The following is a 15157-nucleotide window of genomic DNA, read 5'->3' on the forward strand; positions in this document are numbered from 1 at the left end:
GACAAGATAGAATTTAGAAAGCCGATTTCTTCCATGACTAGGGCTGCTTTTCTTCCTTGATTTGTTTCGCGTTGAAGGCCAACAGCGCCTGATTTTAATCTTCTACAAGGGGCACGCCTATTGAACGAACTGAGGCGTAAATTTTGTCATCAATAGTAATTGTTATATGAGTTATTGAGGCATTTCCTATCGCCAATGTTGAATACCATTGAGGATTGCGCCAATCCACGCCCAAAACATGAGCGAGAATTATTCGAATTACGCCACCATGCGTGACAATTAACAAGTTGTCATTGATATCGTTAATGATTTGAGACCAAGCGCGACTAACGCGCTGAGAAAATGTGCTTAAGCTCTCGGCATTAGGCAACGAATGGTGAGCGGGTGATTGCCAAAAGGCATCGAGTTTTTTCCAATGTTCAGTAAGCAAATCAAATGGCATGCCGTCGAAGTCACCAAAGTCCATTTCTTGCAGATCTTCTTCGGTGGTCATTGGCAACAATTGTTGCTCAGCTAATATTTGCGCCAAATCGTGACAACGAGAAAGCGGCGACGATATTATCCCCGCTACGTCGTATCCTTTGGTTTTCCAAGCCATGGCGATTCGCTGCTGCTCGGCCTCTTTCACTTTGAGATCAGTCTGACCATGTAAGCCAGGCGCGGCGTCTACTTTTCCATGACGCATAAGATAGATATTGAGCGTTTTCATTACCTTCGTATCCTATTCTTTAAGAACCAATGGCAACCCTGCCGCAACAAACGTTACTCGAGAGCATACTTGAGCAAGTTGTTGATTCATGCGCCCTGCATTATCAACAAAATAGCGGCTCACAGCACCCAGCGGCACGATACCCATTCCCACCTCGTTAGAGACAAAAATCAGTGTCGCGCGAGAATTTTCAACCGCTTGAATGAGCTTTTCTATCTCTTGTTCTAATGACTCGTTACTGCAGACTTCACCTAGCTCAAAAATCCAGTTGTTCAGCCACAACGTTAAGCAATCAACCAATACAACGTCATTAGCATCAAAATGAGCAAGTAAATCAGGAAGTCGAAGGTGGCATTCGTGTTCATGCCACCCTTCCCCACGTTGAGCTTGATGATGCTTAATCCGCTCTCGCATCTCATCATCAAATGGCAACGCAGTAGCGACATAATGTAATGACTTGTTCTGCTTTTTGGATAACTGTCTTGCGGTTTGTTCAGCAAGTTTCGACTTTCCTGAACGAGCACCACCGAGAATTAACTGCTTCATATATTTTGATAAAACGCGATTAGAGTAAGGTAAACCAAGAGTTCAGAAAGCTGCTGCGCTGCACCTAAGCAATCGCCAGTAAAACCGCCAATGCGCTTAGTCAGCCAACGTTTGAATGCAAATCGAAATGCAAACAAAACGATGACGATAAATGATGTCTGCATTACCCCGAGAAAGAGCGAAACCACGCCCGCAGTAAACAGCAAAATGGCAACTTCAGACGAGGACTGCTTGTTCGCAAGCGGCTTGCTTTTCGAGGTGTCACTGTCACTCACATAAGGCATGTCGTAAATTAGCGTTGCAGCGAGGGCACGACTCGTGGTGTAGGCCACAACAATAACGAGCCAAAAATCAGGCAAATGCACCAACTCGCTCCAAAGGACAAACTTAGCCAACAACGCCATCACTAATGTTGCGGCACCATAAGTCCCGATGCGGCTGTCCTTCATGATAGAAAGACGACGCTCAACCGTCATACCGCCGCCAATGCCATCCGCCATATCAGTCAAACCATCTTCGTGAAAAGCACCGGTGAGCAACAGGCTGAACGCCATGGTTAATACAATAGCAACAGAATCAGGGAAAATAAGTTGAGTGAAGCAGAACACAAGCGCGCAAAGCACACCAAGAATCACACCAACCAAGGCAAAATATCGCCCGGCTTGGTTCATACGCTCTTCGCTGTAAGGTAAGTCACTCGGTACAGGCAAGCGGCTAAAAAAGCTCACAGCCAAGAGGAATAGCTCCATTTGATAGCGTAGCGTTGCTTGTCTTGAACTTTTTGACTCAGACACTAAACCGTTACTCCCGCACTCTCAAAACTGGCCATTTTATTATAGAACTGTGCAGCGGCCTTCAATAGCGGCAATGCCAACGCAGCACCTGTTCCTTCACCGAGGCGGAGCCCTAAATCCAGCAAAGGTTCGGCTTTTAATGACTCCAACACAAACTTGTGTCCGTTTTCTTCTGAGCGATGTGCAAACAGCATGTAGTCACGTGTTTCTTCGTCTAGTAACGTGGCAACATACGCCGCGACAGAGACAATAAAACCATCGACAAGCACTGGCGTTTTCAAACGCTTCGCCTCAAGGAACGCCCCAACCATCTGTACGATTTCAAATCCACCAACTTGCGATAATACGGCTTTGGCGTCTAGACCTCGACAATGACTTACCCCTTGAGCAACCAACTTTAACTTTCGGCTCAACTGCTCTGAGTTGATGCCCGTACCAAGACCAACACAGTGGTTTACCTCAAGCGGGCTGAGTGCCGCCAATAATGCGGAAGCCGAGCTGGTATTTCCAATACCCATCTCGCCAAACATCAGTAAGTTAGATCCTGAATAGATGGTGCTTTGCGCCACTCTTGCACCATATTCCAAACCAAGCGCCACTTGTTCAGAAGACATCGCCGCTTGCTTTGAAAAATTGGCAGTGCCATTTCCTAAACGCTGCTCAATTAAATTCGGATGAGATTTAAACTCAGGAACCATGGCTTCGATTGGCGCAAGCATACCGCAGTCAATCACTTTGAATTCGATTTGGTTTACATCGCAAAAGCAGTTAATTGCCGCACCTCCAGCAAGGAAGTTTGCAACCATTTGCTGGGTAACTTCACTCGGTGCGATGCTAATGCCTTCCTTCGCAACACCATGATCGCCAGCAAACACCAACATCGTTGGCTTGCGAATAACAATCTCTTCAACGGCTTGTGCTTGATCTTGGCTTTGAATCAACGCTAATTGCAATGCGACTTTTTCTAGCAACCCTAGAGCACCTAAGGGTTTGGTTTTGTTATCGATGCGCGTTTGAATATCTGCGGAAAAAGAGCAATCCATGTTTGGTATTCCTTCAAGTAATTGGTGTTCGTTCGATAGAAACGTTGTCTACAGTTGCGTATGCATTACGACGAGACAAGATAAAAGGCTGACGACGAATGAGAGAATAAGTGTACGCCTCTTTCATTCTATTTCATCTGATTTTCTCTTTTTGCTGATGTTTTTAGCATTCTGACTATCATATTGACAAGAATATGATTCTAGGTGGCTGTTTTTACATAAATAGAAAAGTGATACGAATACATATCACCTGGATATCCGGCACAAAAAACCAAGCCCATACAACCAAGCAAACCATTGAAATCTATAACCAAAAAACAAACCAAAGTAACTAAAAACAAGCATTTATAACATGTCTAACACCTAATAAACTCAACGATTGGCACAACAAATGCTTGAATTAACTTGTCCCAATAAAATGGAGAGAGAATTATGTTTGCCAATCAAAGTCGTCGCCCTGCTAAGAGAAGCAAGCCCAAACCGCAGCGCAAAACCCGGCGCTCAATTCCCTTATCACTCTCCTGAGCCTAAGACCCGTAAATAACGGGTCTTTTTTTAACATGCGATATCGAGCTCGCCACTGCACAAATTTGATGGTGAGTTGCGGCTTATTCTTGCTCTTTCAGCGTGTTGGCATAAGCTACTAATGCCTAAGCACTTGTTCTCTAAAGAGGAAGCATACAATGACAAACGATGTTAACACTTGCGTAATCATCGCTGGCGCAACTGGGTTAGTCGGCAGCAAAGTGGTCGAAAACCTCATTGCTCAGTCAGGTATTTCTCATTTGTACTCCCTCTCCAGACGCCCACTTAAAGACATTTATGACCCAACAAACAAAATCATTCCAATCATTGATGCAGAGCTCACTATTCATCAATGGAATGAAAATCAAACAACGCCCGATATAGGTTTCATTTGTTTGGGCATGACTCTCAAGCAAGCAGGCAGTAAAGAAAACCTACGTAAAGTAGATGTCGAACTGGTCACTTCGGTCGCACAGCAAATGAAAATGGTCGGCGTAAAACGCCTTGCGGTGGTGTCTAGTTTAGGTGCCAACCGTTCCTCTCCTTCTCACTATCTTGCTTGCAAAGGACAAATGGAGCAGAACATTGAAAAAATGGGATTTGATGAAGTGGTGTTTGTGCGTCCAGGCCCTTTAGTTGGTGAACGCGATCACCCGCGAAGTGATGAAAAGCTTGTTCAAGCTTTATTCAAAGTCATTCGCCCACTTATGATAGGGAAATTGTCTAACTTTCTGCCGATTAAAGCCGAAGAAGTGGCCAAAGCGATGATTTATCAAGTTTACAGTTATCAGGAAAATTCGGTTGTTTATCTACAAAGAAAAGAAATGCTCGACCTACTGCATCATTATGACTAGTCATTTTGCTTAAAAATCACGCTAAACAGTAAGTTCACGAGATTTATCTCTCATTTTTATATTCATTTTAGATCTATCTAATACCTGTTTGTCATTTTTAAAGTTATATTCTGAGCGTTATCTTACGGCATCAGTATATAACCCCGTATAAAAAACAGTCGGCGTTTCACGCCAGATTGATAAGGTCAGATTATGGATTTTGCAGTGATAGCCTCTCTTGCCGTGTTTATAGGCATATTATTCTTTCTTTTTACCCAGCAACAAAAACAGAACACCCTTTCTCGTCTCGTTTTAATTGGTCTTGTTACTGGCTCTCTTTTTGGCTTGGCTCTTCAGCTTATTCACGGTGAAGGCAGCGACGTCATTTCGAAAACACTAGAATGGGTTGGTATTGTTGGTAGCGGCTATGTCGGCTTGCTAAAAATGGTGATCATGCCACTTGTGTTGGTTTCGATGATTTCTGCGGTAGTAAAACTGGAGAAAGGCGGATCACTTGGCAAAATCTCTGGTCTGACGATTTCTGTGTTGCTAGTCACCACAGCAGTTTCGGCTTTGATCGGTATTCTTGTTACTTCTGCGTTTGGTCTGTCAGCGGAAGGGCTAACTGAAGGCGCTCGTGAAACGGCTCGAATTGCGGTTCTTGAAAGCCGAGCGGGTACAGTAAGCGATCTAACCATTCCACAAATGCTAGTAAGCTTTATTCCGACAAACCCATTTGCAGACTTAACGGGAGCACGCTCAACCTCAATCATTGCTGTTGTCATTTTTGGTGTACTAACTGGTATTGCAGCTCGCAAAGTAATGATGGAAAAAGAGGAATTGGAATCACCAATTCGCACGTTTGTTGAAGCGGCTCAATCTATCGTTATGCGCTTAGTAAAAATGATCATGGCGCTTACACCTTACGGTATTGCTGCATTGATGGCGAAAGTGGTTGCAACCTCAAATGCATCCGACATCCTAAACCTACTTGGTTTTATCGTCGCGTCATACGTCGCTATTGGTTTGATGTTTGTTGTGCACGGCATTTTGGTTTCATTCGTTGGCGTTAGCCCTGTTGAATACTTCAAGAAAATTTGGCCTGTATTGACGTTTGCGTTCACTTCTCGCAGTTCGGCGGCAACCATCCCATTGAATATTGAAGCGCAAGTGACCAAGCTCAATGTGCCACCAGCGATCGCGAACCTATCTGCTTCTTTCGGTGCAACAATTGGTCAGAATGGTTGTGCGGGTATCTACCCTGCGATGCTAGCTGTGATGGTTGCCCCAACAATGGGTATTAACCCACTAGACGTAAACTTCATTCTTTCTCTGATTGCGATCATTACTATCAGCTCGTTTGGTATTGCGGGCGTTGGTGGCGGTGCAACATTTGCGGCATTGATTGTTCTTCCAGCAATGGGCTTGCCTGTAACGATCGCTGCACTTTTGATCTCAATTGAACCTCTGATTGATATGGCTCGTACTGCGCTGAACGTTTCTGGCTCAATGACGGCAGGCACCATTGCAAGCCGAGTGTTGAAGTCCTCAGAAGCTGAAACGGCTCTTGAAGAAACGAAAGCCTAATCCTTATTTGCTGCCTAAGCAGACAAATGCAAAACTTCAAGCCGATGGTTCGCCATCGGCTTTTTCATTTTCACAACTTCACCTTGCATCTTTCGTTGCTAGTCAAGGCGTTGAATGGTCTAATACTCTTATCGGTTCCGTAAACGGTAAGCAGAATGCACCAAGATAATCAGCCCACTTTTTTCTTCTTTGACTACGAGACTTGGGGTACAAATCCCGCGAAAGATCGTCCAAGCCAATTTGCTGGTGTTCGCACAGATGAAAACTTCAATATCATCGGCGAACCTCTGGTGATGTACTGCCAGCTTCCTGCTGATTATCTACCTTCTCCGGAAGCCGCATTAATTACGGGTATTACGCCGCAAAAGGCGATGCAAGAGGGTCTATCCGAGCCTGAGTTCATTGCTAAGATTCACGCCGAGTTATCGAAACCCAAAACCACCAGCCTAGGCTACAACAGCATTCGTTTTGATGACGAAGTGACGCGTTACACCTGTTACCGCAACTTTGTCGATCCATACGCGTGGAGCTGGCAAAACGGCAACTCGCGTTGGGACTTGCTCGATGTATTGCGTGCATGCCATGCGTTGCGTCCTGAAGGCGTAGAATGGCCCGAGAATGAAGACGGCTTCACCAGTTTCAAGTTAGAACATTTATCGGTTAAAAATGGCATTGAGCACAGTAATGCGCACGACGCGATGGCTGACGTTATCGCAACGATTGAGATGGCAAAGAAAGTCAAAGCCGCACAGCCAAAACTGTTCGATTACTTCTTCTCTATGCGCCACAAACGTAAGCTGAATGAACTGGTTGATATTGTAAACATGACACCGCTGATGCATGTCTCAGGCATGTTAGGTCGCGAATGCCAATACACCAGCTGGATTGTGCCTGTCGCGTGGCATCCAACGAATAACAACGCGGTTATTACGATTGATTTAGCCAAAGATCCGCAGCCAATTCTTGAACTTTCAACCGAAGAGTTGCACGAACGTCTCTACACCAAGCGTGAAGACCTCGGCGACCTACTACCCGTACCGGTGAAACTGGTTCACCTCAATAAGTGCCCTATTTTAGCACCAGCGAAAACGTTGACGGCGGAAAACGCAGAAAACATCGGTATTGATCGTCAGAAGTGTCTCGATAATTTGGCACTACTTCGCCAGCACCCTGAGATTCGAGAAAAACTAATCGGCTTGTTCTCTATCGAACGTCAATTTGAAAAAAGCGATGATGTGGACACTCAACTTTACGATGGGTTCTTCTCTCCAGCTGACCGTGCAGCGATGGATATTATCCGCGAAACCGATCCAAACAATCTTGCTGCCTTAGATATCGAGTTTGACGATAAACGCATCAAACCGCTGCTATTCAGATACCGTGCTCGTAACTTCCCAAGCACTCTCGATGAGCAAGAGCAACGACGCTGGGCACTTCATTGCCGAGAGGTATTTGAAAGCCAAATCGAAGAGTATATGCTGAATTTAGAAAACTTAGTTCACGAACATGAAAGTGACGAAAAGAAGATTGCAATATTAAAATCCGTTTACCGTTATGTAGAGAGCCTAGCCTCCTAATTTCTACTTATCCAAGCGCACCTTATGGTGTGCTTGTCGTTTATATGCTGTCAAAATGATAAAAGATCGATTCTTACAACTGATCCAACTGCTCATCTCCCTCTTCCTCATCATGGGAGCACTTGGAATCGGAATTACTATTCAAAAATTCACTGGCGTTTCTGTTCCCGGAAGTGTCATCGGTATGCTTGTACTGTTTTTCTCCATGACACTTGGCCTTGTCAAAGTGGATTGGGTCAAACCGGGCGCAACGCTATTCATTCGCTACATGATCTTACTCTTTGTCCCAATCAGTGTGGGACTCATGCAGCACTTCGATATGCTACTTGCGAATGCATTGCCAATCATAGCTAGTGCAGTCGGTGGTTCACTCATTGTCTTGGTCAGCCTCGCTTGGCTACTGGACTACTTGCTAAAGGAGAAACATTAATATGTGGTTAATTGTCACTATTGTCGTTTTCCTGATTGCTCGCCAAATCGCAATTAAGATCAACAGCCCACTTGCAAACCCTTTGTTGATAAGTATTGCAGTACTGATTCCTTTATTAACGTACCTCAATGTACCGTTTGAGACATACTACGCCGACAACGAAGGCATCAGCTTTTTACTACAACCAGCTGTTGTAGCGTTGGCTTACCCTTTGTACGAGCAACTCCCTCAAATCAAAGCCAACTGGCGAATCATCACGTTTGCTTGTACGCTCGGTAGTATTATGTCAATGGCAACCACAACCCTCATCGCCGTTGCATTTAAAGCTGACATCAGTTTAATCGCGAGCCTAGTAGGTAAGTCAGTGACCACTCCGATTGCAATGGAAATCTCAAGCCACCTTGGTGGCGAAGCGGCAGTCGCTGCAATCTTAGTACTGATCGTAGGTCTTCTTGGCGCTATTTTGGCGTACCCAATCTACAACCTAATCGGCATTAAGCATCCAATTGCTCGCGGTTTGACGATGGGCACAGTATCGCACGCGCTTGGTACTGCAACTTGCGCAGAGAAACAACCTGGCGACGCTGCATTTTCATCGTTAGCGTTGGTGCTATGCGGCATCATCACTTCCATTCTCGCTCCGAGCTTTTTTGGTTTAGCAGTCTGGCTATATCAATAAGTCATTGTGACGGTTTGTCCTCCTTCCGACAGGCCGTCACTTTCCTTTTCTCATCGTAGTACGCTGTTGAAAACGATTTTCGCTACAAAGCACGCTTCCCATCTAACGTGTCCCAACAAGATTCATAACTAAACACTATCTTTCGCTGCTAGCATATTTTCATTACTTGGGTATATGAATATCCATTGATATAGTTATTTATGAGACGAAGTTAACGCTCAACACGATTGCAATCGAATACATGTGTGAGCTCACTCTAATTATGTAACAGAAATATCAATTGCATTATTTAACGTGATCCAAAGCACGGAACATTTCTCTCCTTTGCATAGAATAACTGTCCATGCAATAACAAGGATTCAACATGAAAAGTCGCATTGAACAGGCGCTAGCAAGCGCTCCTGAAGCACTTTCAAAACAACTTGCTCCTATCGTCCTAGCCGACGATTTTGATGCTACTCTTTCAGCGCAGCAGTTTGAGCAATTGCTTTCAGCTACCAGCCTATCAGATAAAGAGCTGCGTGTTGCTCTACTTCCTTTTGCCGCTGCATATTCTTACGCTCCTATTTCTGAGTTCTATGTTGGTGCAATTGTTCGCGGCTTGTCTGGCCGTCTGTACTTTGGTGCAAACATGGAGTTCTTTGGTGTTCAGTTAGGCCAAACTGTTCACGCAGAACAATCTGCAATTAGCCACGCTTGGATGAAAGGCGAACACGGTGTCAAAGACATCACCATCAACTTTAGCCCTTGTGGTCACTGCCGCCAGTTTATGAACGAACTGTCGACTGCTAAAGAGTTGAAAGTTCAGCTACCTGAGCGCGACGAAAAGTCATTACATGAATACTTACCAGAAGCTTTCGGTCCAGCAGACCTTGGTATTGAGTCTGGTTTGATGGCCGAAGTAAAACACCAATTTGTGTGTGATGATGAAGACGCATTGATTCAACAAGCCGTCGAAGCGATGAACATGAGCCATGCGCCGTATACCAATAACCTCAGTGGTTTGGCATTAGAGCTCGCGAACGGTCGTGTGTTTAAAGGTGCTTATGCAGAAAACGCCGCATTTAACCCAAGCCTTCCACCGCTACAAGTAGCACTGATTCAAGTGTTGTTGGCAGGCGAAACCTTCGACAGCATTAAGGCTGCCGCTCTAGTGGAAAACTCTAAGGGGAAAATCAGTCACCTAGCAGACACACAGTCTACGTTAGAAGCGTTAAACCCAGATATTCCAGTCAGTTTTGTTAACGTATAAAATTCACTAATATGTCATTAAAAGCTCTACAACATGTAGAGCTTTTTTATTGGCAAAAAACCACAAGCAAACGTTTGCTTCACAATGAAAAATCAGTATGATCCCCTGCAATTTCTGTCTCATCACTTTATTTTGTAAGGGAACACTATGTTCGGTACTGCAACCAGCGCAAATGCTACCCGTGTATTACTATTAGGCTCTGGTGAGCTTGGTAAAGAAGTGGCAATTGAATGCCAACGACTAGGTCTAGAAGTGATTGCTTGTGACCGTTATGCCGACGCACCTGCGATGCAAGTCGCTCATCGTAGCTACGTGCTTGATATGTTAGATGGTAAGGCTCTAGAAGAGATCATAAACAAAGAGCAGCCAGCTTACGTTGTTCCAGAAATAGAAGCTATCGCGACCGATAAACTTGTCGAGCTTGAAGAGAAAGGCCTGAATGTTGTGCCAACTGCGAAAGCGACCAAGCTCACAATGAACCGTGAAGGTATTCGTCGCTTAGCCGCAGAAGAACTAGACCTATCCACCTCCCCTTACCGATTTGCAGACAACTACGATGACTTTAAAGCCGCAGTAGAGCACGTAGGTATCCCATGTGTGGTCAAACCTGTCATGAGTTCATCTGGCAAGGGACAGAGTGTCATCAAAACGGAAGACGATATTGAAAAAGCATGGGACTACGCACAAGAAGGCGGCCGAACTGGCGCAGGTCGAGTCATCGTTGAAGGCTTTATCGATTTTGATTACGAGATTACTTTGTTGACCGTTAGAGCAGTGGACGGTGTTCACTTCTGTGCGCCAATTGGCCACCGTCAAGAAGATGGTGATTACCGTGAATCATGGCAGCCACAAGCAATGTCGGAAAATGCAATCAAAGCAGCAGAGTACACGGCAGAGAAAGTCGTAAACGCTTTAGGTGGGTACGGTATTTTCGGCGTAGAGCTCTTTGTTAAAGGTGACAAGGTTATTTTCAATGAAGTGTCTCCTCGTCCGCATGACACTGGCATGGTTACGATGATCTCTCAAGAGATTTCCGAGTTTGCTCTTCATGTTCGCGCATTTACTGAAATGCCGATTAACAAAATCGTTCAGTATGGCCCTTCTGCATCAGCGGTGATCCTAGGTCAAGGCGCATCAACGGACATTCGTTTCGACAACCTTGCGAAGGCTTTAGCGCAACCTCAAACTCAAGTGCGCTTATTTGGCAAACCAGAAATCGATGGTCGTCGTCGTTTGGGTGTCGTGTTAACTCGCCGTAAAACTATTGAAGAGTCGGTTCAAGACGCGGTCGAAAACGCAAAGAAAGTAAAAATCGTTTACTAATCTTTGAGTTCTCAACAATCCAAAAAAGCGCAGCTTTATATCGCTGCGCTTTTCTTTTATTTGCGAGTTCTATTTATAAACTCACTAGTACGGAAATCGTCTTACTGAGCTTCAATTAAGTACACTTCTTCAGAGAAACGGCTTAAACCCTTTTTCGCGATCTTTGGATGATGTTCATCAGCTTGATCGACGTTTAAGCATGTTACCTTGTAGCCTGCAAACAACTGTTGAATTTCTTCCAATGGCACACTAAATGGAGGACCAGCCATTTCCTCTTGCGGATAGTTCAATGTCACAAGCAAAATACGACCGCCCGGATTCAAAAGCTGCTTCAAGCGCGCTACGTACTCTTCTCGCATATCTTGCGGCAAAGCCACCAACGCAGCGCGATCATAAACAATATCGGCTTGAGAAACCGGAGCAGTAAAGAAATCACCAGTATAAATCGACAGTTCATCAAACTGATACAACTCGTGCATACCACTAATTGGGGTCACAGTTGGTGTATAAAAGTGTTCAGCAAAGAAAGAACGCACCGCTATTTGGCTCAGCTCAACCCCTTCCACAGAATCATGTTTCGTTGCTAACCAAACGAGATCTTCAGACTTACCACACAAAGGAACCAAGACTTTGTCTTCACGTTTCGGATTCGCATGGTGCCAGTACGCTGGCAATAGAGGGTTCACATCTTCCAAATGAAAACCGATTTGATTACTGGCCCACTTACTGTGCCAAAATTCTTGATCTCTCATTCTTACTTTCTACTTGTTGGCTGATTTTCGTTTTGTGGGGTAAGACTAATGATTTTTTTAAATTTGTCTATGCCGTTCATCTTTGGTTAATACTGCGATGATAGGATGTCATCGTTCCTTGGAGAACAAACTCTTTATTCTCTATGCAGAATAAAGAAGAGAGAAATGGTGATCTAACGCACGATTCCTCCAAAAGGTTAATTTTTAGCCTTGGGATCTTTCGGAAAGTCCCCATAAATAAGTTAGTACCTAATTTGCCCAGTCTTAGCGACTTTTATGTTCCCATTTTCTAAGTGCAAGCAAGTTAAGGAGAGTGAATGAGCTTATTTCTACGTACTACAGCATTGATGCTTTTGGTACTAAGCCGTGCGCCGGCATTCGCCGCACTTCCTAATGCCCCAAGTAATGAACAAAATCGTTCCCCTAGTCAAAACGAGGTTTGTTCTAAGCTATTTAAACACAGCCTTAGCGGCTTGTATGGAATCCAATCCATCGACTCTCGTCCAACCCAGCCTTATTCAGATTTCGATATTCTTTACAGCAAAGCGCATCAAGCCCAATTCGAGCTTGAAACCATTTGTAAAAGTACCGCTCTACTCAACGATGCTAAGCCATATTTCGCTGGCGTAAAATCTAAACATCGCGCCGAAGAAAAAATCAAACATGAACTGGATGGCCAAGTAGAACGCATTACTGACTTAGCTCGTGCGACTATTGTGGCGGAAGATGTGGCAAGTTTGGTCTCTATTTACGAAACGCTAGAGCGCGAAACAACTATCGTTAAAGTCAAAAACCGCTTTAAGAAACCTGGCCCTTCTGGCTACCGTGATCTGAACTTGTTAGTCCGTTTGCCAAAAACGAATTTGATTGCAGAAGTACAGCTGCACTTAAAAGCGATTGCGGATGTAAAAAATGGTCCTGAACACGACCTGTATGAGCAAATTCAAAAGCTTGAACGTCAAGCATCAATGGAAAAGCGAAATCTAAGCGAGATTGAAATGGCTTCCATTAAGAATATGCGTAGCCAAGCGAAAAACTTATACCAACAAGCATGGCAGCCTTACTTAACGACGCATTTAGAAGCGGCGTAAACAAAACGCAGCCTGAGAAACAACAAAACCACCGCAATGCGGTGGTTTTCGTTTGTATGAAACATCAAATTTCATACATAACAAAAGACCACGACTAAGCGTGATCTATTTGATTGGTTTTACTGTTCTTTTTTTAGATTTTCTACACGAGCTTTTAACTTCTGGCCCGGGCGAAACGTAACTACACGTCGAGCAGTAATTGGAATATCTTCACCGGTTTTCGGGTTACGACCAGGTCGTTCATTCTTGTCACGAAGATCAAAGTTACCAAAACCTGACAGTTTTACCTGTTCGCCACTTTCCAGTGCCTTACGAATCTCTTCAAAGAACACTTCCACCGTTTCCTTGGCGTCCCGTTTACTAAATCCTAATTTATCAAACAGGTTTTCTGCCAATTCGGCTTTTGTGAGCGCCATAAAACTTTCCTCAAAGCTATGTTAAACAATGCTACCTAGTGTAGCGCCAGAGCAGTTTTACCCTACCAATTCAACAACATATCGGGGTTACATCAGGAAGTGTATGACAAGCTTATGATTTTCGCCAACTTTTTTCTTTGCGAATAAAAGGAATGCCGATGTATAAATTATTGTTAAATAGCGACATTTCAATATTTTTTGTTTAGTGAATGCTTAATTACAAAAAATATCCAGTCAATATGACTAAACAATAATAACAAAACAACATTAATCACTATTTAATAAAAATATCAGAGATTGGCTATTTTACAGACACATGACATAAAACTTGTCGGTATTTCAGTGATTTGTATGTAACTTGATACGTAACAATTAGTTCAAAGGTACGACCACTCCATATAGCTAATGTGCTTTGAGAAAGCTTGATTTAATCCACGGTTCTCATTGTTTCACCATGACGCAATGCATAAAGGTTTGATACTGTGATTACCACTTAGTTGATTAACCAACTAAGCGCACATCTACCTCATATACACTAAGGCGACCATGATTAATCAGATCATTAATATTCTTTTTCCTGTGTTCGCCCTTGTCGGTGTGGGCTATCTAGTCGGACGCCATATCAAACCTGATTTTCGCCCCATCAATCGAATTAATATCGATGTATTCACGCCAGCTCTGGTGTTTTCCTCATTAGTGAGCATGCCGCTCGACTCTGAACAAGGCCCCCTACTCTTAGCCGCCATCATTGCGGTTTTAATTCCGGGGTTACTCATGATTCCGCTTTGTAAAATCACTGGGCTAACATTTAAAGCTTGGGCTCCACCTCATATGTTTCGAAATAGCGGGAACCTTGCGATACCGTTGTTCACTTATACATTTGGCGAAGTTGCCCTTTCTTCTGCTGTACTGCTGTTTGTAGTATCAGCTTGCTTACATATCAGCGTAGGTGTGATGTTGTTAAGTAACGGGAATCCATTGAAACAAATCATGAAGATGCCAATTTTCTTATCGGCATCGCTCGCATTATGTTTGAACTTATCAGGTATTGGCGCGTGGACACCGTTGCATGAAGCAACAGCACTACTAGGGCAAGCCGCTGTTCCGGTAATGCTGCTTTCTCTTGGCTCACAAATGTGTCATCTAAGACTGGATGGATTAAAAGTTGGCGTTTTGTGTACCGTTCAATCGTTAACGACTGGCGCAATCGCGTTTGCAATCATTTATTGGCTTATTCCTTTACCAACCATGCAACTACAAATGATGGTGCTGTTCACCATGCTACCTCCGGCGGTCATGAATTATCTATTTGCAGAGCGACTGAATATCGAACCGATGACAGTGGCATCCATGGTGTTGTTTGGGAACTTCTTTAGCATATTGACGTTGCCATTGCTCCTAAGTTACACGCTGTCGTTGGCGTAAGTGAACCTTGAGAGTCCATCGTTGCTGTTGGTAGGCAAACCTGAAGGTTTGGATTTTCGACACAATCTTTCTATGTAATCTTGTTTCACAATCTATGGTTGTATGTGTGGAATAGGCATAAAAAAACCCTGCCAACTTGGCAGGGTTTTCAGTCTCTTAAACAGTTTGTTACGCT

15 protein-coding genes are annotated in these 15157 nt (G+C 44.1%); 9 read left to right on the forward strand and 6 right to left on the reverse strand.

The features are described 5' to 3' along the window. Positions 1-94: 94 nt before the first annotated feature. Genes cobC through cobT form a run of 4 tightly spaced genes read right to left on the reverse strand, consistent with a single transcriptional unit; the run spans position 95 to position 3092 of the window. On the reverse strand, positions 95-709 hold the full coding sequence (gene cobC / locus ACF8OV_RS06080) for an alpha-ribazole phosphatase (protein WP_317676150.1): 615 nt from the start codon (positions 707-709) through the stop codon (positions 95-97). A 12-nt stretch (positions 710-721) separates the two neighbouring features. Continuing rightward, a complete protein-coding gene (gene cobU / locus ACF8OV_RS06085) occupies positions 722-1255 on the reverse strand; it encodes a bifunctional adenosylcobinamide kinase/adenosylcobinamide-phosphate guanylyltransferase (protein ID WP_317676149.1) in 534 nt (177 codons plus the stop codon). Further along, complete coding sequence (locus ACF8OV_RS06090; protein ID WP_317676186.1) at positions 1252-2004, reverse strand: adenosylcobinamide-GDP ribazoletransferase; 753 nt, start codon at positions 2002-2004, stop codon at positions 1252-1254. The genes cobU and ACF8OV_RS06090 overlap by 4 nt, the downstream gene beginning before the upstream one ends. Positions 2005-2048: 44 nt before the next feature. Further along, a complete protein-coding gene (cobT, locus tag ACF8OV_RS06095) occupies positions 2049-3092 on the reverse strand; it encodes a nicotinate-nucleotide--dimethylbenzimidazole phosphoribosyltransferase (protein WP_317676148.1) in 1044 nt (347 codons plus the stop codon). Between the two features lie 683 nt (positions 3093-3775). Between cobT and ACF8OV_RS06100 the strand changes: the two genes are divergently transcribed. The 7 genes from ACF8OV_RS06100 to purT all read left to right on the forward strand — a co-directional run bounded on the left by ACF8OV_RS06100 (position 3776) and on the right by purT (position 11298). Then, positions 3776-4471 carry an NAD(P)H-binding protein gene (locus ACF8OV_RS06100; protein ID WP_317676147.1) on the forward strand — a complete coding sequence of 232 codons (696 nt, stop codon included), beginning with the start codon at positions 3776-3778 and terminating at the stop codon, positions 4469-4471. Between the two features lie 192 nt (positions 4472-4663). After that, positions 4664-6037: an L-cystine transporter gene (locus tag ACF8OV_RS06105; RefSeq protein ID WP_317676146.1), complete on the forward strand. Its 1374-nt coding sequence runs from the start codon at positions 4664-4666 to the stop codon at positions 6035-6037. Between the two features lie 155 nt (positions 6038-6192). Continuing rightward, complete coding sequence (sbcB, locus tag ACF8OV_RS06110) at positions 6193-7614, forward strand: exodeoxyribonuclease I (RefSeq protein WP_317676145.1); 1422 nt, start codon at positions 6193-6195, stop codon at positions 7612-7614. A 55-nt stretch (positions 7615-7669) separates the two neighbouring features. Continuing rightward, positions 7670-8044: a CidA/LrgA family protein gene (locus ACF8OV_RS06115; protein ID WP_005455074.1), complete on the forward strand. Its 375-nt coding sequence runs from the start codon at positions 7670-7672 to the stop codon at positions 8042-8044. A gap of 1 nt (position 8045) precedes the next feature. Beyond that, positions 8046-8723: an LrgB family protein gene (locus ACF8OV_RS06120; RefSeq protein ID WP_005454891.1), complete on the forward strand. Its 678-nt coding sequence runs from the start codon at positions 8046-8048 to the stop codon at positions 8721-8723. A gap of 364 nt (positions 8724-9087) precedes the next feature. Next, positions 9088-9975: a cytidine deaminase gene (gene cdd / locus ACF8OV_RS06125; protein ID WP_015296604.1), complete on the forward strand. Its 888-nt coding sequence runs from the start codon at positions 9088-9090 to the stop codon at positions 9973-9975. A gap of 147 nt (positions 9976-10122) precedes the next feature. Then, positions 10123-11298, forward strand: coding sequence for a formate-dependent phosphoribosylglycinamide formyltransferase (gene purT, locus ACF8OV_RS06130; protein WP_203502722.1), 1176 nt, complete (start codon positions 10123-10125; stop codon positions 11296-11298). 101 nt (positions 11299-11399) lie between these two features. Here the strand turns inward: purT and ACF8OV_RS06135 are convergent, their stop codons facing one another. After that, positions 11400-12050 (reverse strand): thiopurine S-methyltransferase, encoded by a 651-nt coding sequence (locus ACF8OV_RS06135; protein WP_005480776.1) that lies wholly within the window; start codon positions 12048-12050, stop codon positions 11400-11402. A 317-nt stretch (positions 12051-12367) separates the two neighbouring features. Here ACF8OV_RS06135 and ACF8OV_RS06140 point away from each other — a divergent pair, with 317 nt between their 5' ends. After that, on the forward strand, positions 12368-13141 hold the full coding sequence (locus ACF8OV_RS06140) for a phosphoribosylglycinamide formyltransferase (RefSeq protein ID WP_193239765.1): 774 nt from the start codon (positions 12368-12370) through the stop codon (positions 13139-13141). 119 nt (positions 13142-13260) lie between these two features. Here ACF8OV_RS06140 and ihfA read toward each other — a convergent pair whose 3' ends face one another. Further along, entirely contained in the window at positions 13261-13557 is a 297-nt protein-coding gene (ihfA, locus tag ACF8OV_RS06145; RefSeq protein WP_005462650.1) for an integration host factor subunit alpha, read from the reverse strand. Between the two features lie 546 nt (positions 13558-14103). Here ihfA and ACF8OV_RS06150 point away from each other — a divergent pair. Continuing rightward, a complete protein-coding gene (locus ACF8OV_RS06150) occupies positions 14104-14982 on the forward strand; it encodes an AEC family transporter (protein ID WP_203502724.1) in 879 nt (292 codons plus the stop codon). The last annotated feature ends 175 nt before the right edge of the window (positions 14983-15157 follow it).

This window comes from Vibrio sp. GLN_1, assembly GCF_043106015.1.
Classification (GTDB): domain Bacteria; phylum Pseudomonadota; class Gammaproteobacteria; order Enterobacterales; family Vibrionaceae; genus Vibrio; species Vibrio parahaemolyticus.

Coding starts and splice junctions, on each gene's coding strand:
- ACF8OV_RS06090 (WP_317676186.1), bottom strand. CDS start 2,004: ATGGAGCTATTCCTCTTGGCTGTGAGCTTTTTTAGCCGCTTGCCTGTA.
- ACF8OV_RS06120 (WP_005454891.1), top strand. CDS start 8,046: ATGTGGTTAATTGTCACTATTGTCGTTTTCCTGATTGCTCGCCAAATC.
- sbcB (WP_317676145.1), top strand. CDS start 6,193: ATGCACCAAGATAATCAGCCCACTTTTTTCTTCTTTGACTACGAGACT.
- cobC (WP_317676150.1), bottom strand. CDS start 709: ATGAAAACGCTCAATATCTATCTTATGCGTCATGGAAAAGTAGACGCC.
- ACF8OV_RS06115 (WP_005455074.1), top strand. CDS start 7,670: ATGATAAAAGATCGATTCTTACAACTGATCCAACTGCTCATCTCCCTC.
- ACF8OV_RS06105 (WP_317676146.1), top strand. CDS start 4,664: ATGGATTTTGCAGTGATAGCCTCTCTTGCCGTGTTTATAGGCATATTA.
- cobT (WP_317676148.1), bottom strand. CDS start 3,092: ATGGATTGCTCTTTTTCCGCAGATATTCAAACGCGCATCGATAACAAA.
- ihfA (WP_005462650.1), bottom strand. CDS start 13,557: ATGGCGCTCACAAAAGCCGAATTGGCAGAAAACCTGTTTGATAAATTA.
- cobU (WP_317676149.1), bottom strand. CDS start 1,255: ATGAAGCAGTTAATTCTCGGTGGTGCTCGTTCAGGAAAGTCGAAACTT.
- ACF8OV_RS06100 (WP_317676147.1), top strand. CDS start 3,776: ATGACAAACGATGTTAACACTTGCGTAATCATCGCTGGCGCAACTGGG.
- ACF8OV_RS06140 (WP_193239765.1), top strand. CDS start 12,368: ATGAGCTTATTTCTACGTACTACAGCATTGATGCTTTTGGTACTAAGC.
- purT (WP_203502722.1), top strand. CDS start 10,123: ATGTTCGGTACTGCAACCAGCGCAAATGCTACCCGTGTATTACTATTA.
- ACF8OV_RS06135 (WP_005480776.1), bottom strand. CDS start 12,050: ATGAGAGATCAAGAATTTTGGCACAGTAAGTGGGCCAGTAATCAAATC.
- ACF8OV_RS06150 (WP_203502724.1), top strand. CDS start 14,104: ATGATTAATCAGATCATTAATATTCTTTTTCCTGTGTTCGCCCTTGTC.
- cdd (WP_015296604.1), top strand. CDS start 9,088: ATGAAAAGTCGCATTGAACAGGCGCTAGCAAGCGCTCCTGAAGCACTT.